Annotated in this window: 22 protein-coding genes, 1 other RNA gene and 1 pseudogene; 12 read left to right on the top strand and 12 right to left on the bottom strand. The window is 44.0% G+C overall.

What is annotated here, in order from left to right; translation table 11 throughout:
• Window positions 1-167 precede the first annotated feature (167 nt).
• Window positions 168-1,316 (bottom strand): iron-containing alcohol dehydrogenase, encoded by a 1,149-nt coding sequence (locus KYS23_RS01095; RefSeq protein WP_159528893.1) that lies wholly within the window; start codon window positions 1,314-1,316, stop codon window positions 168-170.
• 32 nt (window positions 1,317-1,348) lie between these two features.
• On the opposite strand from KYS23_RS01095, the gene KYS23_RS01090 reads away from it, so the two are divergent.
• The 4 genes from KYS23_RS01090 (at window position 1,349) to KYS23_RS01075 (ending at window position 8,580) form a co-directional block, all read left to right on the top strand.
• Window positions 1,349-2,314, top strand: a complete 966-nt coding sequence (locus tag KYS23_RS01090) for an AraC family transcriptional regulator (RefSeq protein ID WP_218417934.1) — start codon at window positions 1,349-1,351, stop codon at window positions 2,312-2,314.
• A 109-nt stretch (window positions 2,315-2,423) separates the two neighbouring features.
• Window positions 2,424-3,665, top strand: coding sequence for an ABC transporter substrate-binding protein (locus tag KYS23_RS01085; protein WP_246604259.1), 1,242 nt, complete (start codon window positions 2,424-2,426; stop codon window positions 3,663-3,665).
• Window positions 3,665-6,535 carry an ATP-binding protein gene (locus KYS23_RS01080; protein ID WP_218417933.1) on the top strand — a complete coding sequence of 957 codons (2,871 nt, stop codon included), beginning with the start codon at window positions 3,665-3,667 and terminating at the stop codon, window positions 6,533-6,535. Before KYS23_RS01085 ends, KYS23_RS01080 begins: the two co-directional genes overlap by 1 nt.
• A gap of 155 nt (window positions 6,536-6,690) precedes the next feature.
• Window positions 6,691-8,580: a putative bifunctional diguanylate cyclase/phosphodiesterase gene (locus tag KYS23_RS01075; RefSeq protein ID WP_218417932.1), complete on the top strand. Its 1,890-nt coding sequence runs from the start codon at window positions 6,691-6,693 to the stop codon at window positions 8,578-8,580.
• A gap of 42 nt (window positions 8,581-8,622) precedes the next feature.
• Here KYS23_RS01075 and rnpB read toward each other — a convergent pair.
• The 3 genes from rnpB to KYS23_RS01060 all read right to left on the bottom strand — a co-directional run bounded on the left by rnpB (window position 8,623) and on the right by KYS23_RS01060 (window position 9,888).
• An RNA gene (gene rnpB, locus KYS23_RS01070) (RNase P RNA component class A) lies at window positions 8,623-8,972 on the bottom strand.
• A 133-nt stretch (window positions 8,973-9,105) separates the two neighbouring features.
• Window positions 9,106-9,435 (bottom strand): hypothetical protein, encoded by a 330-nt coding sequence (locus KYS23_RS01065; protein ID WP_218417931.1) that lies wholly within the window; start codon window positions 9,433-9,435, stop codon window positions 9,106-9,108.
• Window positions 9,436-9,573: 138 nt separating this feature from the next.
• Entirely contained in the window at window positions 9,574-9,888 is a 315-nt protein-coding gene (locus KYS23_RS01060; RefSeq protein ID WP_218417930.1) for a hypothetical protein, read from the bottom strand.
• Window positions 9,889-10,546: 658 nt separating this feature from the next.
• Between KYS23_RS01060 and KYS23_RS01055 the strand changes: the two genes are divergently transcribed.
• Window positions 10,547-10,867 carry a hypothetical protein gene (locus KYS23_RS01055; RefSeq protein WP_218417929.1) on the top strand — a complete coding sequence of 107 codons (321 nt, stop codon included), beginning with the start codon at window positions 10,547-10,549 and terminating at the stop codon, window positions 10,865-10,867.
• Window positions 10,868-10,885: 18 nt separating this feature from the next.
• Here KYS23_RS01055 and KYS23_RS01050 read toward each other — a convergent pair whose 3' ends face one another.
• The 5 genes and pseudogenes from KYS23_RS01050 to KYS23_RS01030 form a co-directional block, all read right to left on the bottom strand.
• Window positions 10,886-11,236: a hypothetical protein gene (locus KYS23_RS01050; RefSeq protein ID WP_218417928.1), complete on the bottom strand. Its 351-nt coding sequence runs from the start codon at window positions 11,234-11,236 to the stop codon at window positions 10,886-10,888.
• 1 nt (window position 11,237) lies between these two features.
• The gene (locus tag KYS23_RS01045; RefSeq protein ID WP_218417927.1) at window positions 11,238-11,567 is read right to left on the bottom strand and encodes a hypothetical protein; all 330 of its coding nucleotides are present in this window, start codon (window positions 11,565-11,567) and stop codon (window positions 11,238-11,240) included.
• 866 nt (window positions 11,568-12,433) lie between these two features.
• Window positions 12,434-13,333 (bottom strand): annotated as a pseudogene (locus KYS23_RS01040) (IS3 family transposase); the annotation flags it as partial.
• Between the two features lie 367 nt (window positions 13,334-13,700).
• Window positions 13,701-14,006 carry a helix-turn-helix domain-containing protein gene (locus KYS23_RS01035; RefSeq protein ID WP_218417926.1) on the bottom strand — a complete coding sequence of 102 codons (306 nt, stop codon included), beginning with the start codon at window positions 14,004-14,006 and terminating at the stop codon, window positions 13,701-13,703.
• A gap of 1 nt (window position 14,007) precedes the next feature.
• Window positions 14,008-14,373 (bottom strand): type II toxin-antitoxin system RelE/ParE family toxin, encoded by a 366-nt coding sequence (locus KYS23_RS01030; protein WP_218417925.1) that lies wholly within the window; start codon window positions 14,371-14,373, stop codon window positions 14,008-14,010.
• 299 nt (window positions 14,374-14,672) lie between these two features.
• Between KYS23_RS01030 and KYS23_RS01025 the strand changes: the two genes are divergently transcribed.
• The 5 genes from KYS23_RS01025 (at window position 14,673) to KYS23_RS01005 (ending at window position 20,302) form a co-directional block, all read left to right on the top strand.
• The gene (locus KYS23_RS01025; protein ID WP_218417924.1) at window positions 14,673-15,617 is read left to right on the top strand and encodes a hypothetical protein; all 945 of its coding nucleotides are present in this window, start codon (window positions 14,673-14,675) and stop codon (window positions 15,615-15,617) included.
• Between the two features lie 77 nt (window positions 15,618-15,694).
• A complete protein-coding gene (locus KYS23_RS01020; protein WP_218417923.1) occupies window positions 15,695-15,976 on the top strand; it encodes a hypothetical protein in 282 nt (93 codons plus the stop codon).
• Complete coding sequence (locus tag KYS23_RS01015; RefSeq protein WP_218417922.1) at window positions 15,976-17,766, top strand: type IV secretion system DNA-binding domain-containing protein; 1,791 nt, start codon at window positions 15,976-15,978, stop codon at window positions 17,764-17,766. The genes KYS23_RS01020 and KYS23_RS01015 overlap by 1 nt, the downstream gene beginning before the upstream one ends.
• On the top strand, window positions 17,763-19,436 hold the full coding sequence (gene mobF, locus KYS23_RS01010) for a MobF family relaxase (protein WP_218417921.1): 1,674 nt from the start codon (window positions 17,763-17,765) through the stop codon (window positions 19,434-19,436). Before KYS23_RS01015 ends, mobF begins: the two co-directional genes overlap by 4 nt.
• Before the next feature lie 116 nt (window positions 19,437-19,552).
• On the top strand, window positions 19,553-20,302 hold the full coding sequence (locus tag KYS23_RS01005) for a hypothetical protein (RefSeq protein ID WP_218417920.1): 750 nt from the start codon (window positions 19,553-19,555) through the stop codon (window positions 20,300-20,302).
• A 284-nt stretch (window positions 20,303-20,586) separates the two neighbouring features.
• On the opposite strand, the gene KYS23_RS01000 is transcribed toward KYS23_RS01005, so the two are convergent.
• Entirely contained in the window at window positions 20,587-20,967 is a 381-nt protein-coding gene (locus KYS23_RS01000) for a hypothetical protein (protein WP_218417919.1), read from the bottom strand.
• Window positions 20,968-20,977: 10 nt separating this feature from the next.
• Complete coding sequence (locus KYS23_RS00995) at window positions 20,978-21,895, bottom strand: RHS repeat-associated core domain-containing protein (RefSeq protein ID WP_246604258.1); 918 nt, start codon at window positions 21,893-21,895, stop codon at window positions 20,978-20,980.
• 183 nt (window positions 21,896-22,078) lie between these two features.
• Here KYS23_RS00995 and KYS23_RS00990 point away from each other — a divergent pair, with 183 nt between their 5' ends.
• Complete coding sequence (locus tag KYS23_RS00990) at window positions 22,079-24,859, top strand: AAA domain-containing protein (protein WP_218417917.1); 2,781 nt, start codon at window positions 22,079-22,081, stop codon at window positions 24,857-24,859.
• 69 nt (window positions 24,860-24,928) lie between these two features.
• Here the strand turns inward: KYS23_RS00990 and KYS23_RS00985 are convergent, their stop codons facing one another.
• On the bottom strand, window positions 24,929-25,714 hold the full coding sequence (locus tag KYS23_RS00985) for a hypothetical protein (RefSeq protein WP_218417916.1): 786 nt from the start codon (window positions 25,712-25,714) through the stop codon (window positions 24,929-24,931).
• 465 nt (window positions 25,715-26,179) lie between these two features.
• Here KYS23_RS00985 and KYS23_RS00980 point away from each other — a divergent pair, with 465 nt between their 5' ends.
• Window positions 26,180-26,608, top strand: a complete 429-nt coding sequence (locus tag KYS23_RS00980; RefSeq protein ID WP_218417915.1) for a hypothetical protein — start codon at window positions 26,180-26,182, stop codon at window positions 26,606-26,608.
• Window positions 26,609-26,614 lie beyond the last annotated feature (6 nt).

Raw genomic sequence — 26,614 nt, 5'->3', positions numbered from 1 at the left:
TAACTCAGAAAGCGCAAACGGAATTGAAAATCATACTTCTGTTGTATAATTAAAAAACAAATCGACACTTCATCTACCGTGTTAATAGTAGAATCGTGCCAATTTGTATTATTGTACAATCAGAGCGCGAGCTATAAATAAAGCGACAGCCCGCTTTTAGGTGGTTATTACTCAGCCACTGCCAAGTTGAGAATTTGCTCACTTACTTCTGGGGTAATGGCACCCGTTTCACCGAGTGAGAGCATTTTGTTTCCTTTCAGCTTTTCGACCACAGCATTAACGGCACTTTGCTTGTCGCCTTCATGCTCAGTAAGCTGGGTAGCGACTTCAAGACTCTGATAGAACGCTTCGATAGCGTCGATAGTTCGAAGCGCAATATCATCGCTCTCGTCTAAACCAAATACATTTTGGCCCATCTGCGACAACTTTACTGACTTAGTGTCAAGTTGAACCCGTAGTAGTGACGGCTGAACAATCGCTAATGAACGAGCGTGATCTACACCATAAAGTGCCGTGAGTTCGTGGCCGATCATATGGGTAGCCCAGTCTTGCGCAACACCCGAACCGATAAGACCGTTCAATGCCTGGTTTGCAGACCACATTAGGTTAGCGCGCCATGCATCATCTTTGTTATTAATTTTTCCGCCAAGTTGAATGAGGGTTTTCAGCAAAGTCTCGGCGTAACCATCTTGAACCGGTGCATTTTGCGGGAAGGTTAAGTACTGCTCGCAAACGTGAACAAAGGCATCGACTAAGCCGTTAACTACTTGGCGATGCGGAAGGCTTTTTATTACATCAGGGTCTAATACAGCAAATTGCGGATAAACCAATGGAGACATAAACGCCAATTTTTGCTTTGTCGCTTTTTTACTAATAACAGAGCCGCCGTTAGATTCAGAGCCTGTTGCTGGCAAGGTCAGAATGGCACCGATAGGCAGCGCGTTATCAACGGTGTGCTTGCCCGTTAGAATATCCCAGCCTTCCCCCTCATATACGGCGCTTGCCGCAATATATTTGGCACCATCGATAACGCTACCACCGCCTACTGCAAGAATATAGTCAACGCCGGTCTCTTTAATTAGCGCAACAGCTTTGTCTAGCGTTTCAATGGTTGGGTTGGGTTCAACGCCACCGAAAGATTCCCAATTGTAGCCTACTAGCGCGTTTTCTACTTGCTCATACACGCCATTTTTTTTAATAGAACCGCCGCCAAATAACACTAATACGCGGCTGTCTTTTGGGATCAGGGTATTGATTGAGCCAATCTGCCCTTGGCCAAATTGAATGCGAGTTGGGTTGCTGAATGAAAATTTCATAGTCTTTCCTCTGTCATTACATGCTTGTGTTAATGCATAATAGTGCTATTACGCGTAAACAAACCGTCTATTTCTGGAAAAATTTGCCTATTTCTACAAACAATACTGTTTCCACTCCTGATATGATTTTATTAAGTCAAATTCTAAAGCAGTTTTTAAGCACCCTCGGTAAATCAGCGCTTAGTGGCGTGAGCAAAACGGATATAGAGGGCATACGAGTTTTTCGCGACCCTCATGGAAGCCCCAAGCAGCCTCTACTTTATCAGTCAGGCATTATTATCATGTTACAAGGCACTAAACGCTTGTATGTTGATAATCGTGAAATAGAATACAAGAAAGGCGATTACATTGTTTTCGGTGTGCCCTTGCCTGCTCAGTGTGCAGCAACCTTGGATGATGACGACTGCATATTGGGTTTAGTCATTGATATTCCCGCTTCGTTACTTGTAGAGCTTTCCCAATGGCGTGACGCCAAGGCAAAAAATAGCCCCGCTCCTACCTTCACAGTAAGTCAGCAGTCATTAGATAAAAACATAGCCGATGCCACACGCAGACTACTTCAAGCTTTAGCCCACGGTAATAGTGCAAAGGCATTGGGCGCAGGTTTTGTACGAGAAATTGTATATTACATCCTTAATGGCCCTGCCGGTCATGTTCTTTGCGGCCTTACCGACAACGGACATTATGCGAGAATCGCACAAGCTTTGCGGACGATTCATGATGAGTATGCCTCTGCGTTAAACGTAGATTCACTTGCCGCCCGTGCGAATATGAGTGTTTCTGGTTTTCACCGCGCATTTCGGGAAGTAGTATTGGATTCACCCGTTCAATATATAAAGAAATTTAGACTGTCTAAAGCCAGAGAGTTGATCGCATTAGGTTATCGAGTGGGAGACGCTGCCGACGCGGTGGGTTACAACAGCCTGTCTCAATTCTCTAGAGAGTTCAAACGCTACTACCAATTCACCCCAGTACAAGACCGTCAATCTGCTCATTAATTGCCGTAATATAACTAACTTAACGCTATTATTCACCGAACAAAACCTTGCTAAAAGTGCGGTTTATGCATGACTAATAATTAAACAAAAATAGACGAAAGAATAATGTTTGGAAGGTAAAACTAACCAATTAATGCTATACAATTACAAGCCTTACCCTCAACTTAAAGATTTTATGCGCTTACGTTTCACTTTTTGGCTGTTAACGTTAATGACATTAAGCTTTCACTCTAACGGCAGTGAGGCGTCTTCACCACTTTATATTGGTATAGACGCAGACTTTTCGGCTGTCGCCGTTGACGGTGGTGTAGCTATTAAACGGGGCGTAGAACTTGCGGTAGATGAAATTAATAAAAAGGGGGGCTTACTAGGCCGTCCAGTTAATATCATTTTAAAAGATCATAGAGGCAACCCTGCCCGCGGCATTCACAATATTAAACAGTTCGCCACCAACAGCGATTTAATCGCCGTAATAGGGGGCGTACATACGCCTGTTGCGTTAGCCGAGCTTGAGTCTATTCATCAACTTAACTTGCTATATCTCGTTCCTTGGGCGGCAGGAACACAAGTAATTGACAACCAATATGCTCCTAACAATGTATTTCGCGTGTCAGTTCGTGACGCAGAGGCGGGGAAAGTACTTATTCAGCATGCTGCTTCTCGTGGTATTAAGCGTGTAGCACTGGTGTTAGAGCGTACTGGGTGGGGTCGCTCTAACGAGGCATCACTCACCTTAGCCGCTGCCGACATGGGGATAACCATAACGACTATTCGGTGGATTAACTGGCAGCAGAAAAAATTTGAAGAGGATATATCTGCTATCAAATCAGACAAAGCAGAAGCCATCATTCTGGTTGCCAACGCACCTGAAGGTGCGGTAGTAGTAAACGAATTAGCAGCACAAAACCTCACAGCTTTACCTGTTATTTCCCATTGGGGCATTGCTTCGGGGAACTTTATAGAGCGTTTAAACGTTGAGCCGGACTTACTTAATTTGTCGGTTCTACAAACCTTCCACTTTGATTATCAAAAACATGCAAAAGCCCAGCAGTTGTTAGAGGCTTATCACAGCAAATATGGCCTAGTCGATCCTTTAGCTATTCACGCGGTTACAGGTATTGCGCACGCTTATGATCTTGTCAATATGCTAGCGTTAGCGGTAACCAAAGCAGGCAGTACCACGGTAGATGCGCTGAGAAATTCACTGGAAGATTTAGGTAGTTTTGAAGGTGTAATCAAAACTTATGACCCAGCATTTACACCCACACAGCATGACGCATTAATGGCTAAGGACTATTTTATGGCTTCATTTGATAAAAAAGGTAACTTGGTCGTTCTGGAAAATCAGTAATGCAATTTCAGCCACCACCGCTTAGAAAGCGCTTATTAACCAGTATGCTACCCCGTTTGTTCGGGTTGATTTTAATTGTTGCGTTAATGCTTTTTGCGTTTGCCTTCTTTTTTGCCAAGCAGCAAATCGAAACTGTACAACAACAGTCTATTGAAGGCTTAAAACAAGACCTTTCTTTTATCGTTAATGATACGACGCGACAATTATCAGACCTGGCGTCTAATGACATCATTATTAATTCCCTGGTCGACTTTGAGCAGAGAGACAATTATCTCCCAATGTTCTTTAGGTCGTTAAAGTTAACCCAAACCCGTAATGTTGAGTTTGCGTTGTACGACTTTTCCGGTGAGATGGTAATTCAGAAAAATTGGAGTCATTCTATTTCTGAAAAACTAGATACTGCGTGGCAACAAAGAACACTAGGCGCGTCGCTATCATTTTCTTCAATCACCCAAAATGGGGTGCTTTTTTCAGTTCCGGTTTTGCTTGGCGGTGCGGCAGAAGGGGCATTGGTCATGTATGTAGAAAGCCTTCAAGCCTTATTAGCCCCCTACCCTAGGCTAACTAACCAAATTGTTACTGAAGAAAATGGGCTGGTACTTTTCAGCAGTGATCCTGAATTTATCGTTCCCGGCACACCGTTTAGTGATGTCGATACCATGGGCTATGTGTTACAAGACTCGCGCTATCAAAACTTAATCCTGTATAGCATTAAACCTATCGGCAATGCTCTAAAAGGCTTGTATTGGTTGGCGCTGCTCATGCTGGCCATTATTGTAGGTATTGTCTTAGTTAATTTTCACATGATTCGAACCACTGCACTACTTGCAGAGAATACCTTATCAGCCCTTTATAAAGACATTGTTAATCGTATTAAAGATACCGACTCACAAGAGCCAGTGATTGTAGAAGAGGCTAGAGAATTAGCCAATATTCGCAGTGCGTTTGATACCTTAATTTCTGACCTTGCAGAGATGTCCTTATCGAATGAACAGTTTTCTAACGTTATTGATTCGATGGGAGACATGCTCTTAGTCGTAGATGAAAACCACCGCGTAATGTTAAGTAATAAGCGATTCGATGTTTTTTGTGACGATCAATATGGTGAGCGTGAAGGTACGGTTAAGTACATTCTCAACAAGCTCATCAATAAATCGGCAGGAGAGTTAAAACACTTCTCCATCGAAGATGGTTTAGAAAAGCATATTAAGTGGACGAACACACCACTTGAAGATGCTAACCATAAAATTAAAGGCGCAATATTCGTAGGGGTCGATTATAGCAACCAGCGTTCGCTAGAAAGCCATGTGCAAATTCTTAATCACGCTATGGATGAAGCCACTGTCTCTATTGTTATTGCGGATATAAAGCGTACGGGTCAACCAATTATTTATGTAAACAATGCGTTCAACCGCCTGACTGGTTACAATAAAGAAGATATTATTGGTAGAAATTGCAGGTTTATGCAAGGAGAAGGTACTGATAGCAATACCACCGCACTAATACGAAGCGCTATTGCTAACCGCGAGCCAATTGAAACCACCATTCTCAATTACCGTAAAGACGGTGTCTCTTTCTATAACAAACTCATACTCACACCCGTAAAATCCGATGGCGAAGTTACACACTACATTGGTTTTCAACAGGATGTTACACAGCAGCGCCAAGCGGAGCGCTATTTACAAGATGCGAAGCAAAAGGCGGAAGAGTCAGCGCATATGAAATCTGGCTTCCTTGCCAGTATGAGCCATGAAATTCGTACGCCTATTCACGGTATTTCTGGGGTACTGCAGTTGCTATCAAATTCACCATTGAACGACGAGCAAAAGCATTACCTCTCGCTTGCTAATTTTAGTATTCAAGGCCTACTGCACATCGTTAATGACATTCTTGATTTCTCTAAAATTGAAGCAGGGCAGCTTCAAATTGATGATCAACCCTTCGATTTACTCGAAACCCTTGAAAGCTTGCAGTCGCAATATGCCATTTTATGTCAAGAGAAAGGACTACGTCTGCATTTTCATTTTAACCTTCAAGGCTTTCACGTAGTCATTGGAGACTCTGTTCGCTTCCGGCAGATTCTGTCTAACTTGATTGGCAACGCGGTTAAATTCACTGAGAAAGGTGAAATTGACGTAACTACCACCTTAGAACACACCAACAACGACAAGCTTCGCTTAACCTGCGCAGTAAAAGATTCAGGGATAGGTATCGCGAAAGACAAACAAGCAGGAATTTTTGATGTGTTTACCCAAGAAGACCTGTCTACAACCCGCAAATTTGGTGGCACCGGGCTAGGGCTTTCTATTAGTAAACAGCTATGTGAACTTATGGATGGTGAAATTCGTTTAGAGAGCGAGAAAGGTGAAGGGAGTACATTCACTTTCAATATCATGCTAAAAGAAGGTGATGACAGCCTAGTTACTCCCCAGCGAAGTAAAACCCATAGCCACAACACAGCAACGCACAAACGTAAAATTCTCATTGTTGAAGATAACGACATCAATCAAGTCATTGTGAAACAACATTTAAGCGCTCACAAAACATTGAGTGCGAAATCGGGTATTGAAGCATTGGAAGCCTTAAAGAAAATGAAAGTGACTTTTGATTTGATATTGATGGACTGCCAAATGCCTGACATGGATGGTTTTGAAGCAACCCGCCGTATTCGTCGCGGTGAAGCTGGCGAGCGATATGTTAACGCCCCCATCATTGCACTAACAGCGAATGCCATGAAAGGTGACAGAGAAGACTGTTTCAACGCTGGTATGAACGACTATTTGAGTAAGCCCTTCGATGTTCAAGACCTATTAGAAAAAGTAGATTACTGGGCTGATAAAAGCGCCGTAGCCAAACTTCAGCTTAGCTGATTCATTACTCTTGTTTACCTCAAACACTATGCACTTTGAATAGGGTAGATTTGTCGTCTATCCTATTTACACCCATCAAAAAAATAACTTTTCAATAGTAAATACCGTTAAGCAGCAATGGCTTAATATCATGACTTAATGAACTCTTGGTAAACATGACTCACACCCCTGAAATTACAACAGGCCAACAAGAAATGTTGGCAGTACGATACCGTCGACGCTATAGGCTCTGTCAGGTTTTAACTATATTAGGGGTGCTTTTCCTATTTGCGTTAGGGATTTTTAGCGTAGTCGACGGCGCTCATGTCTTAGGCACCATATTAATCGTTAACGCTCTGGTCGGCCTACTAAACCTTTACCTTTTAAAACGTACCGGAAATATTGAGCGCGCAGCCACCATTTTAAGTGGTATTCTTTTTTTCTTATCAATGAGCTTAATAATTACAGGCGGCAAGAGTAATACTGGAATCTTATGGGTTTATCCTATTGTTGCCATTAACCTTTTTATCAATCGCTTCTGGCCTGCGGTGTTTTGGTTTGGGGCTTTCAGTATTGCCAGTGTTCTACTGCTGTTTACACCCGTTTCAATTTTATTGATAGCTAGCTACTCACTCGTAGAAGCAATTCGGTTTATTTTAACGATGCTAGCACTAAACGCGATCTGTCTAGCTGCCTTACATTCCGAGGAACAAGCCTACCGAACGATTATGCAATTGCATGATGATGATATCCGGCAAATGGCCTTTTACGATACGCTGACAGGCCTTCCTAACCGCTGGAGCTTCAAAACTAACCTAGAACGCCTGCTAACCCGAGCAGGAAAAGATAAACAACGCATTGGCTTGTTGTATATTGACCTAGACAACTTTAAGCAAGTTAATGACCAATACGGCCATGAAGCAGGCGACCGACTATTGCTTGGGTTCAGTGAACGGCTTTGGGAAGCAATACGTCCCACCGATCAACTGTTGAAGCCGGAAGCAGAAAGTTTGGCAAGACTCGCTGGCGATGAGTTTGTTGTGCTACTTCCTAATATCAAAGAGCCGCTCGATGCCAGTGTCGTCGCAACACGTATACTAAATATCTTCGATGGTGGTTTCGAAGTCGATGACGTAACACATATAATTTATGCCAGTATTGGCATTGCCGTGTATCCCGATGATGCCACCGAGTCCTCTATGTTACTTCATCATGCAGATGCGGCAATGTATGACGCCAAAGATAACGGCCGTAATTGCTTTAGGTTTTTCACCCAGAAAATTGCCGATACGATGCACCAACGACAACAGATTGAAAGAGGCTTACGACAGGCGTTAAGTGAAGAGCATTTCTCTTTGGTTTATATGCCTATATTTGACTGTAAAGATAACACTATTGTAGCCGTAGAAGTACTACTTCGCTGTCAAAGCCCTGAACTAGAAGGGTTTGGCCCAGACCACTTTATACCGGTTGCGGAAGCTACTGGCTTTATCAAAGAAATCGATTTATGGGTCATCGACAATGCCCTGCAAGCGCTAGTAATCTTGCAGCAAGAACATTATTTTAAGGGACAAATCTGTATAAATATCTCGGGGGTAGAGCTGCACAATGAACCATTTCCCGCACAGCTTAAGAACCTATTAGAGCGCCATAACATTGCACCTGAAAGTGTAGAGCTTGAAGTCACTGAAACCGCATTTGTGGCTGATGATGCAATCGGCTTAGAAACGCTAAAAGCACTGGATGAGCTAGGGGTGTCGTTAGCGCTCGATGATTTTGGTACAGGCTACACTGCTTTTAGTCAGTTAATACATTACCCTGCTGATTGTCTGAAAATTGATCGTTCTTTTGTTAATGACCTTTTTTCAGAACGTGAAGCACGCAACAAGATGGTGATGATTATTCAAAATTTGGCAAAGCTTTACGATCTTCGCGTTATTGCTGAAGGCGTTGAAACTGAAGCTCAGATGAATTATCTACGTGAAAACGGCTGTGACTGGGCACAGGGATATTATTTATCGCGCCCGCTGCCTTGGGATGACTTACTTAAATTATTGAGCGATTGATGAAATGGCAAGTGAAGCAGACGCTTCACTTACTCAAAAGAAAGGTGGAGTTGGCCGATAAGCCGGGTTCTGTCGTGGGCAACCATTCCTCTAGATCAGCAATTACTCACTGATTCAAGCAACCTACCCGATCCCCATGCGGGCCACACGTTAAGGGATCCTATTTGGTCTTGCTCCGGGTGGAGTTTACCTTGCCACAACCTGTTACCAGGTGTGCGGTGCGCTCTTACCGCACCCTTTCAGCCTTACCGGCCATTGCTGGCTTAGGCGGTCTTCTCTCTGCTGCACTTGTCGTCGGCTCGCGCCGCCCAGACGTTATCTGGCACCCTGCCCTTTGGAGCCCGGACTTTCCTCCCCTTTCTTACGAAAGCGGCGATTGCCTGGCCAACTCCGCGGCGCATTCTACATGAAGATGCCTCATATAGCGACAACCACATGTGAGCTTTTAGGTATCGCTATACATGCGATGAATAAAATTTTCTAATATCACTAAAGAATAAATAGTTCTAAACTAATTTACGAAATTCACTTCAACCAAATATACAATAATTTACAATCTAGCGTGTTCTCGTGAATTCTTAATCTAACACTACGGCTTGCTATTTTAGATGCTAGCAACGTTGAATATATTTCGCTAAATAAAGGGTGAGATTGATAAAGAGTGAAAAATTTTCCCTCTGCTAATTCGCAATTAACAACTCCTGAAGCCACTTCGCTTGGCTCAATAAACACACGTCCATCAGAAGTACCAGATAGGTAAAGGCGAGCAATACTTGTATCGCAACTATTCTGAGTACAACTAGCATCAACGGTACAATTATAAAACGCTACCAAAATAAATAGTATTATTTTCATTATTAACTCTTATCTTTATATTGAAATCATATATGGCTATTTATTATAAAACGAAGATATTAGTATAAAATTCAGGCAAGCCCAATTACTTGGTTATCACCACAAACAAATCACAGCTTAGCTAAATGTCACCCAATATTAATTGTAAACATGGTTTATAACGGCATATCCATGCTTACAGCCTTTAAGTTGAAAACTAATGTTTTGACCACTTGCCTTGGCCGTTAACAACATAGAGTACATTGGTAGAACCTGGCGTTCATTGAATTCCAAAATGTACCAGTCCGACTTTTCACACTCTTCATAATTTTCCATTTCATCAAATCTCACTCGCGCAAAAGATGTTCCAACAGTCATTTTCACTACTAAGCCCTGTTTTGTGTAAGAGTCGGAAATAGTTGAGTTGGAGAAAAAAAATAATATTGCAAATAGTATTTTGTTAATTATTTTCATAAAATTTCCTTATTAATTTTTGAAGGCCACACTGCCAAGATTCAGAGTTCCTGGATAAGTCAAATTACAGCCGTAATAACTAACATTGATTGGTTTATCTGCAATAAAAGCAAATAACAAAAGTGAAAATTTCTTATCGTAGTTAGCATTCTCGGAAATAGTAAGAAAAAAGCCCTACCTTGTTCTCAGCCTATTTCCGAATTGTTAGCTTCAAATCCGTCTAAAACAGGATAAATACCATTGCTTTGAACTTTTAACTATCTATTTGATGCATACCAGTCCACGCGGCATAAGTGTATACCGGCGTCATGGATACTAATATCCAGATAAATTTCTTCATAGGAATTATTTACATCTTTAACATTTATTGAAAATCGATTTTGACTAAAGAGCTATTTTCTCTCTTATATGGTGAACTTCGAACTTCGTTCAAAATATAATTTGGCCAGAGGAATTTGTATGATTACCTTTCGTAGCTCAGTTAAAAATGGTTATTGTGACGCTTCGTATCAGTTACCGATTATCGTTAGAATAAATTAATTGATGGAAATAGTCTAACTTATCTGAAACAGGTTGACTTCTTCATCAATACTCACAAATGTAGGAATTTTTGCTATAGATTTTAATGTTAATCAACGCAAGTATAGAGAGGAAAGAAATGAAGTATATTATAGTTATTTTAACATTTTTAATTTCGTCTAAGACCTTAGCAACAACAGGCGAAACTGGGTGGCGAAGTATTGAAAATTTTGGCTGTCATTTAAACGACGGTACTTGTTATTTTACCATTGATGGGCAACACGTTGGTAACAGTGAGTGCACAAATAACAATATTCGTTTTAGTAGAAAAAGTTCTCAGAATGGTGAGTTTTGGGCTTCGATGCTTTTAGCTGCTCACATGGCTAATAAAAAAATCAGCTTAAATATTGAAGGATGTTATGGTAAATACCCTACATTCACTTTTGGAAAAATAGAGTAAGTTCTATGTCTAACAAGGTTACTCAAATACCGTTTTAATATATACAGGCGCTTCTCTATCGGGCCAAGCCTCGCAGTTACCAGTACCTAATACGTAGATCTTTTGGCCCGAAGTTGCCGCTGTTAGTATCAAAGCATACATTGCTTGGCCTTGAGGTGTGTGCGCATCAAAAGCCCAGTCATTCCCTTTAGATGCATTGCTACACGTGGCTTTATCTTTATTTTCACTAGTACTAAATACAACCAACCCTTCCGACTTATTTTTTTCATGCACAAGAATACTTGTCACTACACCACTGCCCGTTCCAGCATACAAATTCGACACAAAAAAACTGATAAATAGGACAAAATGAGCGGAAAAGACTCTCATTTCAATCTCCTATTATTTTGACGGCTACCACTTGGGGTCGGTTTTGTTGACAACCTTCCGAATATAGAACAAATTTAACATTCGCCTTAGACATTGCCGCAGAAATAATCATACTCTTTGTACTCTCTGATGCGGAGGCTGGAAGGTAATAGCTACCACTATAATTACAATTTGCAGGATTTAATTTTGCCTGTTCATCTGTCCATATATAAAACGCATTATCACCAGCCCAACTTTGTAAAATTTTTATTTTCGTTGTGGGTGTTTCTTCATTAGCCATAGCCGCTTGAATGAATAAAGAAAAAAATATAATAAACACAAAAAAACGCATATAACACTCCAATTTAAACTTATATTAGTTTGTAGCATATTCACGAATACAGAACAAAAATTAATACATTAATTTAGAAAAAAGATTATATGAATCGAATCCCGCGATTCAAAATTCATAGCCCGCTAATCTTCCTTTTAACCTCCCAAGTCAGCACGTCAAGCCGTAGAGAGCAGCATGGACTAAAGTTATTGAGTATCTTGGGCAATAAGGTCGATTCAGGGATTGGCGTGAATTCGAAAAGCCAGACCAGTCTAATTAAGCAATTTTTTATGGTCATTCAAATTTAGTTGGTCTTCTTACTAATGAACTACTGCTTCCCCTTATTTGTCACCTTTATTCTAAAATCCTGAATTATGGCTATTTTTCATATGCTTATCGCTTTCTTTGTCAATATTTGTAAGCTCAATATTTTATGAAAAAAAAGCCAAATCAAAAACTTCGAATGAGAAGTGCGTTAAGGCAGTTGAAACATAAATAACTGACAATTCGAAGACAAAAAATGACGATAACGACCCTTCCCCATCCGCAGAGAAAAGAGTAGCCAAGCCGTTTTTGAGCTTTCTGTACACATCGGGCATAACTTGCGTGTCGATAAATTGCTTCTTTGCCACCCAAAACAACGCTAAGCCGAAACTTACTTTGATTAATAACTCAGGGTACATACCCTGTAAAGGCTCAGCATATGATGGAAAAATAGCTGCCCCAATCAGGTACAAGTAAAAAATAACGATAAATGAAAACAGCCCACACATATAATAGGTGGGAATAGTCCAACTTAGGTAAAATAGAATACGCTTCGATTCTTTTGATAAATCTCTATAATCCCTTTCTGCTGAGACAACTACTGAATCGACCAGACTTTACTAGACAGATTTTCGTTTGAATTCTTCTAGCTTTTCATAAGCCAGTGGAGGCATATTATTCGCTTCACCATGCTTGCGTCTAGAGTTATAAAACATTTCGATGTAATCGAATATGTCGGCTCTTGCATGTTCACGTGTTGTATAAATTTTTCTCTTTATTCGTTCTCGCTTAAGTAGTTGGAAGAAGCTCTCCGCGACAGCATTATCGTGACAGTTTCCTCTGCGGCTCATACTGGCTTTCAGATTGTGCTCAGTTAGGAAGTCACTCCACTCATAGCCAGTGAATTGACTCCCCTGATCTGAATGTATAAGTACCTGCTTTTTGGGCTTTCGTCGCCACACCGCAGCTAGCAGCGCTTGAGTAACAAGCTCAGACTCCATGCGAGAACTCATCGACCAGCCAACAACAGCGCGAGAGTACAAGTCTAAAACGACGGCAAGGTAGAGCCAGCCTTCATGAGTTCGGATATAGGTAATGTCAGTGACCCAGTACCTGTTCGGTGTAGCAACCGTGAATTGCCTATCAAGCACATTATCGGCAACAACCGCAGGCTTGCCGCTGAAGTGGCCTTTGTGTTTTTTATAACCGACTTGTGCCTTTATACCTTCTAGCTTCATTAATTTGGCTACACGATGTTTGCTGCAAGCTTCGCCTAAATCCTTAAGGTCACTCGTGACTTTTCTATACCCATAGACACAGCCACTTTCTAGCCAAGAATGCTTAATTAACCCCATCAGGCGCTCATCTTCTAACTGTCGCTTTGATTTCGGTTTATCCACCCATGCGTAGAAGCCACTTCGTTGTATTGAGAGTGCTTCACACATGAGTTTTATTGGGTAATTCTTGAGCCTGGTCTTTATGAACGCGTATTTTTCTTTGACTCGCCCGCGAAAAATACGGTTGTGAATTCAAATGGTCACCGCAACAGATATACTAAAAATCTGTTATGCGGAGATATTTTGAATGAAACGTTACAAGAGAACATTTACTACTGACGAAAGAGAGCTCGTATTTGATTTATGGAAACGAAACACTGACACCAAAAGCCAAACGACAATTGGTGCAGTTAATTGATACGTTCATCGAAGCTGAACAGCTAAAAAAACAAGCCAGCCAATAATCACTTATTGGCTCAATGCTCTATCTGCGGATTGGGGTTGGGGAAGCTGTATCTAATCAACTAACAACTAATCTGCCAGTTCATTTTTGTTATAGACACGACAACGCGACACCAACAAGTGCTGTCACCTTCTCGCGCCGCGATGATTAAGCCAAGACTTCTAACCCTTTGCTGGCCACCAAGTTAAGCAATTTCAGCGACGTACCGCGTGGCTTTTTACCGCCTTGCTCCCACTGCCTGACCGTGGATGGCGTGGTGTTCAGGTACGCGGCAAATACCGCCTGACTCACATGCGCCTTTTTACGGATAGCTTGGATACGGCGAGCATCATAGGCTTCGACTTTTGGCAGGCACAGCGCATCAAACTCGCGCAGCGTTTGCTTATCCATCACGCCTGCCTCGTTTAAATCTTTTGCTGTGTCGTGTATGACATCTAAGATACTGTCTTTCATCTCATTTCACCTCTACCATACTGCCCGCTTTAAGGGCCTTTTTCAGTTGGGCATCGCTGTAGCCCAACAATTCTTTTGCCAAGCGCTTAAACGCTTTTAGCTCTTTACTGTCGATATTATCCCGCGCATTTTTGGGAAAGCCATACATGAAAAAGGCTTTGTTCCCAACCTTAAACGCAAGAATAGTTCGCAGGCCACTGCTCTTGCCCTGACCTTCAATGGGCGCACGCTTTTTATAAACATGGCCACCGAGATCAGCATCAATTAAGCCTTTTTCCATCTCACTGACGGCCTCTTTAAGGGCATCATCCGTCAGTCCTTCTTTATCGGCCCACTTCGTGAACCACTTTGATTTATATATGCGCATTTCATTCCCTTCCAATACCCTTGACTATAACACTTAGTGACACAGTTTGTATAACCAAAATTGTCATAGCTGATGCACCCGTTTTAACTAAATCAATTATTTTTTCACTTCCGTCCGGCGTTTTAAAAAAATTGTGTCACCATAGGGTGTGACTGGCAGTTATGGACGATGCCGATGTGTCACGCTAAAAATGTCGTAAAACCCGCATTTTTTCATGCCCATTGTTCGTTGTTGTATCTACAACAAATTCAATCTTCCATCATGTCAGTGTCATTCATTAACAAAACGAGGTATTCCAAATGACACTTGATACAAACTACCCGGATATTCATTCGGACATTTACAAACAAGCTGAAACACGCGTGCAAAAAGCGATTCGCTTGCTGCTCAAAGAGGGTCACCCGTTTGAGCCATCCAAGCTCTTGCGCCGTCAGGAGGTGCAATACGCGCAACGGGATTGCCAAATCCCTGATGATCTCTTACAGATAATCGTCTTCCCGCTGATGGACATCCGCGATTGGATCTGGGAGGAGTACGCCGCGCGTAAACTCTGGACAGTGCCTGAGGCTGCCTGCTTGGGTGTGGGCATGGATCCGCTGTGTTACCACCTCGAACCGGGGCAATACTACAACGGCTGGCGTGAAGAGCGTGAAATCCTGTTAGACGCCATCAAAGATGCGGTATTGCTCGAAGAGTTGGTGATCATTGAGAAAGACGGTGAGCAGTACATCCGTCCACAGGATTTCTGCAAGTGGGCATACGCTCGCGGTTTGCTCACCCACGACTTGGCAGGCCCCTTGCGGGCCTTAGCCGCCAAACCAGCCCCCGAGCACTACGTGCCCGATTTGGACGAGATGAAAGCACGTTACACCAGTAACGCACAGCAACGTCTATTCGCTGAAGGAATATCCCATGCTGAGCGCCGACGACGAGACTTATTTGGGTTGGCTGTATATGCCAAATATGACGACCCCACGCTCACCCGTGAAGACATTGCACGACTGGCCTGTGAACTGCTCAATGAGGATTGTTTAAAGCTTCCGGGCTTCGGGTATACCAGTGTGCGTAACGACCTATATCGACTCGATGAAGAGTTGATGCATCCTGTCAACGACAGACTGAAGTTTCTACAGTCTGTATTAACCCAACACGAAAAATTGAGCACAAACGCTACTCACCGTTGGTGGTCGCGCTGGCGCGACGTCATCGCCCAAACCCTGCCGTATTTGGTACTGCCGAAATGATTTCGCCTTGTGCACCGCTGCCACGGCGCACAAAGCTTTTAACCCTTAACTTTATTCACGCAATCGGAGATTTCCCTATGAATAAAATACTTGACAAGGCCGTGACGGCCCGATTTTCTAACGAAGATTACCTTCGCCTTCAAACCGAAGCAGAGCGCAGAGGCTGCGCTATTGCTGATGTTATCCGAGGATCTTGGACACATTATCAAGAGCAGCAGCAATTGCAACAGCTTTTACTCAAGATGGAGCAGCGCAAGCGCATCACTGACTTTGAAATGCTCGCGACATTTTTCGAATCCTCAGACGCTGAGCGAAAAGAAAAAAAGCAGTCGCTATTTAACAAGGGAGTGAAGTTCTAATGAGCACACAACCTGCTTCACAGCGTCGCCAAGACTGGGCGACAGTACTCTTGATGGCCGCCCTTGTGGGCGTGCCGACTTTCATCGGCTTACTGATATGGACATGGTCATGGTTGATGCCATGGCCTGCTATCGATGTGCATGCTCAACATTGGTTGGGAGGTATCACGGGCTTTTTATTTGACCAATCTCTTGCCCCATGGCTCTCCTACTGGCAAGCATTGGTTGAGCGTGACTGGCACCTTGCTTTTGTTGGACATATCAGTGTAGCGCTTGCCATCGCTGCCTTGCTGGCCTTTATGATCGCTCGACGTTTCTACGTCCATGGCGGTAACGATGGTTATCGGCACATTGAAGGGGCACGGCGTTATCTGTACGCGACTGCGCTACGTCATGCCAAGCGCGTTTACAAACAAGAGAAACGCAAAGCCGCTAAACCGCCCAAGGGCAAGTCGTATCAAGGTTTGCATTTGCACCCTAAGTTGCGCATTCCCCGTCATCGCGAACAAGGTAACCTATTAGTGATTGGCAACCAAGGCTCAGGCAAAACTGTGGTGCTCACCCCGATGATGCATGGCGTCATTGAGCGCGGTGAGCGAGCCTTCATCTACGATGAAAAACGAGAATTCACAAGCTTGTTTTATCAGCCTGAAACTACCGTGCTACTGGCGCCATGGGATACGCGCTCCACCCCATGGGACATCCAATCTGATGCCTATAATGCGAACCTCGCGCAGCTTATCAGTGAGCGCATGATAAAAGAGACCCGCGACCCTTTATGGTCATCGGGGGCAAGAATGTTGTTTACTGGCATGATTGAAATACTCAATCATACGCAAGCACGTTGGGGCTGGCGTGAGCTGGCCAATATACTTAGCCTTGATGATGTCACTTTGCACAGCCAACTAGAGGCTTACTACCCCCGCGCTGCCCGATTTATCGTCGAAGGCAGTAAAACCACCCAGTCATTTTTTGCTCAATTGATTGGTAGTCTCGGCTGGATCTACACCTTAGCCGAGGCATGGCCTAAAGCGTATGACGATGGGTTTTGTTTACGCGATTGGGTGGTTAACCCCGACACCGACAAACCCGTGTTAATTATTCAAGCGGATAAACGTTACAAAGAGATTGGTGCGCCTTTGTGTAATGCGCTCATTGCGCTGATGACCAGCCACACACTGGCGCTCACCAATGCACCTAATCGAGAACTATGGTTGTTCATTGATGAATTGGGCAACTTACCCAAAAACCCGGCACTGCTGGAATGGATGAGCACGGGGCGATCCAAAGGCGCAAGAATTGTGGCAGGCACTCAAAGTATTGCCCAAATCAAGCGAGATTTCGAGGGCGAGGAAGCCGAAGCCATGCTGAACATGTTTACGATGTTTATCTGCATGCGGATTGGTGCAGTGGGTGAGACGAGCAGTGAGGCGGCCGAGGTCTTTGGTGAGCGCGTAGTAGAGCGATTGACCTCCAGTGCTGGCCAAGGCGAAAGCACGACCCCAAATTGGCACCGAGAAACGTTACCGCTTGTCACTGAGGCCGATCTGGTGCAATTGCCACAGTCCAATAAAAAAGGCGTCGAAGGGTTCATGTTGTTGCCCAGTTATGAGGGCATATATCGGCTGCGCTGGCCGTACCCCAAACAAGGTGCAAACATTCAAGAGCATTGTCCGGCAGCGTGGGTGGATAAGCGCCCAGAGCTTGCAACCAAGACAACAGAAGATACTGACACAGGCACCTCTGCTCGTGTCGTGGACAAACTCAAAGCAAGGAAGAACGCCGCATGATGTCCATCAACCCCATTAATTCGATTGAATATTACGAAGAGTTAGCCAAGGATGATTACTACACTCAAGGTGGTGAGCCGAAGGGCAAATGGATTCGTAGAGGCGCATTGTCGCTGATGCTAAGTACTACCATTGAAACCATCGATTACCGGCGCATTTTCAACGGCTTTGGCCCCGATGGCGAGAAGCTGTGCGAGAATGCTGGGGACAATCATCGCCCCGGTTGGGATTTGACTTTTTCAGCGCCCAAGTCTGTGTCCATGCTCTGGGCACGGGCTGATGAGGACGTGCGCCAAGCCATTCAGGCTGCCCAACAAGCCGCCGTTGAGCAGGCACTGACTTTCATTGAGGAGCACGCAGCCACCACACGGCGCGGCAAAGGCGGTAGAATACTGGAACGCACGACAGGCCTGATTGCCGCCACCTTTGAGCACAGCACTTCACGGGCGCAAGATGCCCAATTACATACCCATTGTCTTATCGCCAATCTCGCAGAGAGGCAAGACGGCACATGGGGTACACTGGAATCCAAACCCTTTTTCTTTTGGCAAAAAGCTGCAAGCGGCATTTACCGTGCTCAGCTTGCCAATGGCCTGCGTGAATTGGGTTTTGCCGTAGAGGCCATTGATAACAAACCGGCTTTTGAAGTCAAAGGCATTTGCCAACAACTGTGCGCGTTTTTCTCCAAACGCGCCGAGGCCATCCGTGCCCAAATGGATGCGATGGGCGTCACCAACGCCCACTCCAAAATCGGCGATACCATTGCCGTTAATTCCCGCGACTACAAACGAAGCGTTGATAGGCCTGCACTGTTTACTAAATGGCAAAAAGAGATGGACGAACGCGGCTTTACCGCCGATAAAGTGGATGCCATTCGGAATATCGAAGCCATGCCGTTTCCTGAGGCCTTACCCTTATCTACGGTGCTGGACGCCTTGATTGAAGACAAAGCGGTGTTTCGCTTACAAGACATCTATGCCGAGGTCGCCAAAGAAGCGCAGTACACCCATTCATCAAGGCACGATATCGAAGACACCGTGCGTGAGCTGCTTAGTGATGACGCCATGGTGAACTTAGGTGTGGATATCAGTAACAACCCCATCTACACCACCAAAGCGATGCTGGCCATCGAACAAGCCTTGGTAGCAAAGGCTGATGCCATGCACGCGAGCACCCATTACAAACTGGATGCTCGCGTCATTGATAAGGCCATTGAGGCGCAGCAAACTGCTCAAGGTTTTATGCTATCGGATGAGCAGGTTGAGGCCGTGCATGCAGTCTGCCAGTCCAGCTTGGGCATTATCCAAGGCAAGGCCGGGGCAGGCAAAAGTACCTCATTACAAGCGTTGCGTCTGGCTTATGAGTCGCAAGGCATGACGGTACGCGGGGCAACCGTGGCACGTAAAGCCGCCCAGCAATTACAAAACGATACGGGCATTGAAAGCGGTACACTAGCAAGTCTCTTAAATGACTTAGGCAAAGGCAATGCCGAGCGTTTTAAAGACACCGTGATTGTGGTCGATGAAGCGGGACTCATGGCCACACCGGATGTGCTGGAATTGGTGAGCGCCGCTCACAAAGCCAATGCCAAGCTGGTGTTAGTGGGCGAGCAAGAACAGCTTGACAGTATTACGCATGGAGGAAGCTGCGTTACTTATCACAGCGCCTGAGCTGCGCCCGCATCAACACCATTCGCCGCCAACGTGAAGTCTGGGCAAAAACGCTGGTCAATGACCTGCGAAGCGGCAACGCAGAAGCTGCTCTGGGTACGCTACAAGGAAAAGGCTTGCTGCACATCAAAGACACGGCGCACGATACGCGCGAGGCTTTAGTCAATCAATGGGCAGCCTACACCGAGGCCAACCCCGATAAAGAGTCCTTGGTCATGGCGCAGCGCTGGAAGGATGTGAAACCGTTAAATGATTTGATGCGCACCGTCTATCAACAGCGCGGTTTGCTGGGCAATGAAAACGTCACCACCGATTGTGTGGTGTCCAATCAAACCCTGCATTTTGCGTTCTCCACCGGGGAGCGGGTACGCCTCACCAAAAACGACTATAAACGGGAGTTTACCAATGGGCAGCAAGGCACGGTACTGTCCGTATCACAGCTAAAAGAGGATGTGCGCTTGACCATCAAGCTCGATAACGGTCGTACCGTCAACATCAAGCAATCCGAATATTGTGACGATGACGGAAGATTGCACGTGGTGCAAGCCTATGCGTCCACCGTGTACAGCGCCCAAGGTGCCACCATTGATGGTGATACCTTCACGTATTACAGCACCTCCATGGACAGAGCGGCAAGCTACGTCGCAGGATCACGAGCCAAAGACAAGGCATGGTTCTTCATCAATGGCCAAGAGCTGGATGCGCAATGCGGTATCAGTGACAATGGGGATAAGCCCGATATGGCCACACGACTTGACGTGCTAACCCGTAACATGAAGGTCAACCGGCACAAAGCCATGGCCATGGAATACCTTGATGAGCAGGCCCCGATGGAGGCCGAGCAAACCAAGACGAAAGAGACCTAAGCCAGCCAAGAATCTGAACTGGCAGCCTAAGACAACAAAGCCCGTATCAGCGGGCTTTTGTTTATTTATTCTAACCATCTAAACATGGATGGTACTCGTCCTTTCAAAGTCATGTGTATGAATAGGTATGCCCCTAAGGAAAACGCGCATAGAAACCCAGCCCCCAGCAAACTTATTCCACTTTCGAGCATAAACCCGATCATCGCTATTGCAGCAAATATTGAGCAGAGTGATAAGAAGCCAGCACCTGATCTCGCAACACGCCCTAGCTGAGTCATCTGACATCATACCTCTATCTGCTCAGCAATACTCACATCTGATCTACAAGAAATAACCTCTATCACCTCATCATAACAACACATCACAAAGTGCGATGCATCATCTAAAAACGAAATATCCCCCTTGCCTAATTCAAATAACCAGTCACTTTTCTTTGTTATATAGAAAGCCCCCTCTTCAGGTAGGTCATTCTGGATACCTGCCGAACATTCTTCAGAGACAATACGTAAAGCGACATAACTATCAAATGTAACTTTCCAGTTTCGGTCTGAGTCTTCTTCGTAAAGAACAATACAAATAGATGAACCATCATATTGAATGCTCACCAGTTCAATAGCTCTCTTACTGTTTGCTGTAAAAGGTACAGCCCAATTATCAAAATTCATTTTCTGCCGTTTACTCTATCGATGATGTTCTGGGACCAGCACCTCTGATTCTTATATAATCGCTAGGCTCCGCGCCCCTTAAATGACTGTTTAACAATCTCTCCGCCTCTCTGTTTCCAGTGCGGTTAAGTACTCTCGTGGGTTGCATCCCAGCTCTTCTTAGTGTTGTGAGAGAGCGGTTGTTAAGAGCAACCCTTTCCCCATTTCTCACCACATACTCGACGGGTAACGAGTCAGGTGATATATCTCCATTTCTAAGACCTTCGGCAACCTCACCTATGGTTTTGCCTTTATGGGGTCCGTGTGCGAACGCATTCTTCACACTCTCTTGACCAAACTTGATTGCATCGTCTGCGACTCTAAACTTCGATAGCGCAACCATTCCGGCGCTAGCAACTGCTTCTCCGTAGTCACCTTCGCTGGCCGCAATAACGGAGTCCACAGCATCTTCAGCTCCCACAAAGTCAGAAGCAGCACCCATGATAGGGTTTGAATCACCGGCCATATCAACCGTATCAGTTAGTATGCTTTGCCAGTTGTCAGCGATTGCATTTCCAATTGCTGACAGTGCTTCCCCAACTGATGCCCCGCCTTGCTGCTGCGCTATTTGAGTTTGATTACCAATATCAACCGTATTATTTCCAACAGAAACTGTTGAAGCTTGGAAAGATTGACTCTCCGCTCCATTGTTAAAGTTGACTGTGACTTGACCTTCAGCATTAACAGTAATGCTCTCCACAGTGCTGGCTTCAAACTCGAAGCTTTCAACCTCTTCCTCAGGGTCGTAGCCTGTTGGGTCTACTCCTGCCAACGGGTTGTTCATGATGTAAGAGTACGGGTTGATACCCTGACTACCGCCTTCCATGTGGATCAGAGGGTCTACGCTGAGGAATCTTCCCAAATTATAATCATACACCCGCCCGTTCATATGAACGGATAACGAATATGATTGGTACCTAAGAGCCAGAGCAAGCTGTTAAAGAACAAAGAGTTATACTTTCCAGTCACACTAAACCATAATTGATACCAATGAAATCATAGCACTGCAATACATCAAGCTCTGTAAGCAACGCCTCTTATCACGAAGGCACAGTAAAAAGGACATCGCGGCATGGATGAACGGGAACATTTGGTCTTAACAAGAAGCAAAGGGGGCGATTTCAAAAATTCGACAAAAGACGTCGTCAGTGTCGCTTCTTCCGGCAGAAAAACCTCTGTCACTTTTAATTCAGGGAAATCTTTTCCGTATAACCAAGCAAATGTTAAATGCTTTGAAAACCCGGAAGCCATTAATATCTCTGGCTCAATTGTCATGGCTAAAGGTAATGCAAGCAGGCGGTGGGACGAAGCTTATGTTTTTGACAATCAGTACATATCACTTTTTGAAAAAGGTCGATGCACCACATTTCCCATAGCTGAAATCGAAATCATTCCTGATATCGCACAAGAAGAAAACACCAAACGTCTCATCGACTACTACAAGTACATCACTGCGTTTTTACAGAGTTCAAAACATCTAAATTATTACTTTGAAAAAAAGTTAGGTGCGATTAGGGGGGATTCAATACTAAATAGTTTTATCAATCGCACACCTCCAATCAAACATTCTCAGCCAACAACCGTCATCTTCCCCTATGGAGTCAACCCCTCGCAGCGTGACGCAGTCAAGAATGCGTTAGAGTCCTCTATAAGCCTTATTCAAGGACCTCCGGGTACAGGCAAAACGCAGACAATACTGAATATTGTTGCCAACCTGCTATTCCAGAACAAAACAGTGGCAATTGTCGCGGGCAACAATTCAGCCACGGCTAATGTTTATGAAAAACTCGTCAAGGAACAGATTGGATTTATTGCTGCCAGTTTGGGGAATAAGGATTTACAACAAGCTTTTTTCGAAAAAGATCACGTCCTTCCTGAATTTAGCGATTGGTTACTATCAACTCCCAGACTAGAGCAGGCGATACGAACAGTCAAAAACCTTGATAAACAAGTTTCTGAATCGCTATCCTTGCAAAATGAGTTGGCACTCGCTAGAGAAACACGGAGTCGACTGTTGGTAGAAAAAAACTACTTCCACAGATACTTTCCAATAGAGCCATTAAGTCCCGAAAATTGGTCATTTGGTGATAGCTGGTCGACTCCTAACCTAATGTCTTTTATGGCTGAACTTCAGCACTACTCGCAGAAAAATAAGCTTAGTTGGCCGACAAAACTTAGATGGTTATTCAAATATAGAATTTACAACTTTAAAACGCTCAGCACCCTATCAAGCGATGTATTTAAAGGACTTGTACATGAATTTTACCTAAGAAAACTGGGCGAGCTTAATCTAGAGTTACACACGCTTGAGACAAAACTAAAAGACCTGAATGCAGAGTCACTCTTATCTCAATACACTTATGAGTCGATGCTCATACTCAAACATAATCTGGCATCAAAATATGAAAAGTGTGAGCGCATAGATTTTAAGTACGAGACATATAAAGACGCTTTGTTCCCTGAGTTTTTGGATCGGTTTCCCGTTGTTTTGAGCACGACTGATTCCATTATCAATAATAAAAGTGAATCTGAACTGTTTGACTACTTGATCGTCGATGAAGCGTCTCAGGTAGACTTGTTAACAGGCTTTTTAGCCATGTCTTGTGCTAAAAGTATCGTGGTTGTTGGTGATCTAAAACAAATTCCTCATATTCCTAACAATGCATTCGTTAGCACTCACCCTCAAGTTGATGAAGAATTTGGAATTCCTCCAGAGCACAGCTACATTTCAGAAAGTTTGCTATCTTCATTTAGTAAAATTTTTGACAACTCGGCCCCCTCCACTCTGCTCAAAGAGCATTACCGCTGTCACCCCCGGATCATCGATTTTTGCAATCAAAAATATTACGGGGGGCAACTGATCACCATGACGCATTTTGATAATGAGCCTTTCAAGATAATTCAAACGTCTGAAGGTAACCATGCAGTGAAAGGACCACAAGGTAAAAGTCTCCTGAATAAAAGGGAAGCTGACGTAATCCAAAAAGAGATACTGGAACAGGACTTAAACAGCTTTCATTATGACGACATTGGTATTGTGTCGCCGTACAGAGCACAAGTAACTCACGTAAACAAAACTATTAGAATTAAAGAGATTAAAGTCGATACGGCCCACAAGTTTCAAGGCAGAGAAAAAGACGTGATTGTCTACAGTCCCGTCGCAAGTTGGCCGGACAAGTTTAACGACAGCCCCAACTTGATCAACGTTGCAGTTTCAAGAGCTAAGAGCAACTTCATAATGGTGGCATCCCGCAAACTATTCGGTCAACACGGCACAAATATTGGCGACTTAATTAGGCATGTCGAATATCAGTCCATGTCGCAAACGATATTTTCGAGTAAAACCGTTTCAATCTTTGATTGTTTGTATAAAGAATATTCACCCATTCTCAACGAATTTAGAAGGCGAGTAGTCAATAAATCACAATTTTTGTCGGAGAACTTGATGGCGACTTTGCTCGACGAAATATTGAAAAATGACAACTATAGCTCATTCACTTACCGGAAAAATTACAGGTTGAGCCTAGTGATCAACGATTTTGAAGGCTTGAGCGATGAAGAACGTAAGTTTGGAAGTCATTTGTTCAGCCACATCGACTTTCTTCTTTTCAATATAATGGATAAGCAGCCTGTTCTTGCGATAGAAGTAGACGGGTATCAATTCCACGACCAAAATCCAGATCAACTTCGCCGTGACGAACTGAAAAACAGTATTTTGAAAAAAATCGACATTCCGATATTGAGGTTGTCCACCAAAGGCAGTGATGAGAAGAAACAAATTGAGGATTCTCTCAATGCCATTCTAGTTCGCCTCCCTGATTCAGAGAACGAAGAACATCAATCGCTCTTTTAATCCAATAAATGATACGCATGGCTACTTGAAGCCATAGTTCAAGTGAATAGCTTAAGGAAACGAGTCGCTCTACCTCTTTGAGAACGGAACCCTTGCTGGCTTATCGATGAATTCCTTTTTCCGCTCCAAAAACTGCTGATAAACATCGAAATCAAAACGTGACACGGACTCAATCAGCTCTTGTCGTATCGTCACTTTTATTTCGACGTCAGTATCGATGCTTTCATATTGAGTGGTGAAATTCACGGTGAGGTTATCTTTGTCTCGATAACCCGATATGTGCGGCAGTATGGAGATTTCTTGGTCCATCCCCTCGGATTCGTTAGGTTCACCCATCGAAACAACCTGTCCGACATATACTTTGCGATTCGATAACGCGATGAGCACGGATTGATCGTTAATGTATGAGTACAAGAGCTCACTGTCCAATGGACTATCAGAAAGTACATCTGACATTAGTTTTATTTTCGGATCGACGCCTTCTTTTTCCTGAAACTGATTCATTGCCCAGTTTGTCACCCAGACGCGGATATAAGCAATGGCATGCATGGTGGTAGCGATTAGGAACAACCAAGTTAGCTCAATGGCACTTGATTTTTTAATGGCGATCGCGCTCGTAAGCTTCACTACGAATGAATAAATATCTAGTGGAATTCCAAAAATACTCGGCGGAACGTAGGCGTTTAGAAAAGCAACAACCAAAAGTGCGAAGAACAAGCATTGGAGGCCCAGCCAAGCACTCTTCAAATAGAGTTGCTGACCTTCATAGCGGTGTAGTTTATAAAAATGCGGGAGGCTGTAGTAACAAATAAAAAACCCGCACGTAAGTACGGGTAATAATAGAAATGCGAGCATTAATTATCCTTTGGATCTGCTCAGCCTAACAATATCGGCTGCCTTCCTTGCATCATCTTTAAATTTGTGTGAGCGTCGAACCTCGTCGGCATCGACCACCAACGTTCCACGCCCTACGACTCTGCGAGACTTGTTCGCTGAGGATTTTAGGCTCTTTACGACGTCATTCTCTGCATCGAAACCTACAATCCAATTGATGATAGCACCCATAAAAGGACTCCCATTGGTTCGATATACATGCTGTATATATTAACACCCTTTTTGTAAATTGCTAGATTTTGGATGAATCTTAAATATCAACATGGCAAACACAGGTACCTGTATCAACCACCGTCAGGCTATTGCATCCCATTAAAATTATGGGGTTACGACTATTAAAGCACTGCTTTATCCAATTGTCGTGAAGTTTTCGGAATCTTCAACTACACTTCCTTAATTACTGTATAAACTACTGTATAACGCAAAATGAATGCACTCATCCCCGTTCCTCCTCGTGGCGTTGACAACTTTGGCGGCACTGTTCTTGTTGATCCGCAATTTGAATCCGAACGCATCGGTGAATATGCAGGCCATGTCACCAAAATCGAAATCATTTTCGACACCCGCGAAGAATGGCGATTATGCATTGCACCAAGGCTTTCTATCGATCGTTCAGCTATTTTGACATCCACTGACGTTGAGTGCTCGGGTCTCGCAGTCGATTTGATTGGCTTGTTGGGCCATTCCATTTACGTTCCAAAATCAGACATCTTAATTTTGGAAACGCGTGCACCTCTTTCACGGTGCATGACCTATTTGTCCAGAGATTCTGACTTTGAGCTTGATTTTCTTAGACAAGAATATGGCCAACGAGTGGACATGAATAACGCAAGAAAAGCCGAGTTTTCTGCTTGAATGAAT

The sequence above is a fragment of the Alteromonas lipotrueae genome (assembly GCF_019249255.1).
Taxonomy (GTDB): Bacteria; Pseudomonadota; Gammaproteobacteria; order Enterobacterales; family Alteromonadaceae; genus Alteromonas; species Alteromonas lipotrueae.
This window is presented reverse-complemented; position numbering and strand designations above follow the sequence as displayed.

Coding starts and splice junctions, on each gene's coding strand:
- KYS23_RS01095 (WP_159528893.1), bottom strand. CDS start 1,316: ATGAAATTTTCATTCAGCAACCCAACTCGCATTCAATTTGGCCAAGGG.
- KYS23_RS01090 (WP_218417934.1), top strand. CDS start 1,349: ATGCATAATAGTGCTATTACGCGTAAACAAACCGTCTATTTCTGGAAA.
- KYS23_RS01080 (WP_218417933.1), top strand. CDS start 3,665: ATGCAATTTCAGCCACCACCGCTTAGAAAGCGCTTATTAACCAGTATG.
- KYS23_RS01075 (WP_218417932.1), top strand. CDS start 6,691: ATGACTCACACCCCTGAAATTACAACAGGCCAACAAGAAATGTTGGCA.
- KYS23_RS01065 (WP_218417931.1), bottom strand. CDS start 9,435: ATGAAAATAATACTATTTATTTTGGTAGCGTTTTATAATTGTACCGTT.
- KYS23_RS01060 (WP_218417930.1), bottom strand. CDS start 9,888: ATGAAAATAATTAACAAAATACTATTTGCAATATTATTTTTTTTCTCC.
- KYS23_RS01055 (WP_218417929.1), top strand. CDS start 10,547: ATGAAGTATATTATAGTTATTTTAACATTTTTAATTTCGTCTAAGACC.
- KYS23_RS01050 (WP_218417928.1), bottom strand. CDS start 11,236: ATGAGAGTCTTTTCCGCTCATTTTGTCCTATTTATCAGTTTTTTTGTG.
- KYS23_RS01045 (WP_218417927.1), bottom strand. CDS start 11,567: ATGCGTTTTTTTGTGTTTATTATATTTTTTTCTTTATTCATTCAAGCG.
- KYS23_RS01035 (WP_218417926.1), bottom strand. CDS start 14,006: ATGAAAGACAGTATCTTAGATGTCATACACGACACAGCAAAAGATTTA.
- KYS23_RS01030 (WP_218417925.1), bottom strand. CDS start 14,373: ATGCGCATATATAAATCAAAGTGGTTCACGAAGTGGGCCGATAAAGAA.
- KYS23_RS01025 (WP_218417924.1), top strand. CDS start 14,673: ATGACACTTGATACAAACTACCCGGATATTCATTCGGACATTTACAAA.
- KYS23_RS01020 (WP_218417923.1), top strand. CDS start 15,695: ATGAATAAAATACTTGACAAGGCCGTGACGGCCCGATTTTCTAACGAA.
- KYS23_RS01015 (WP_218417922.1), top strand. CDS start 15,976: ATGAGCACACAACCTGCTTCACAGCGTCGCCAAGACTGGGCGACAGTA.
- mobF (WP_218417921.1), top strand. CDS start 17,763: ATGATGTCCATCAACCCCATTAATTCGATTGAATATTACGAAGAGTTA.
- KYS23_RS01000 (WP_218417919.1), bottom strand. CDS start 20,967: ATGAATTTTGATAATTGGGCTGTACCTTTTACAGCAAACAGTAAGAGA.
- KYS23_RS00995 (WP_246604258.1), bottom strand. CDS start 21,895: ATGAACGGGCGGGTGTATGATTATAATTTGGGAAGATTCCTCAGCGTA.
- KYS23_RS00990 (WP_218417917.1), top strand. CDS start 22,079: ATGGATGAACGGGAACATTTGGTCTTAACAAGAAGCAAAGGGGGCGAT.
- KYS23_RS00985 (WP_218417916.1), bottom strand. CDS start 25,714: ATGCTCGCATTTCTATTATTACCCGTACTTACGTGCGGGTTTTTTATT.
- KYS23_RS00980 (WP_218417915.1), top strand. CDS start 26,180: ATGAATGCACTCATCCCCGTTCCTCCTCGTGGCGTTGACAACTTTGGC.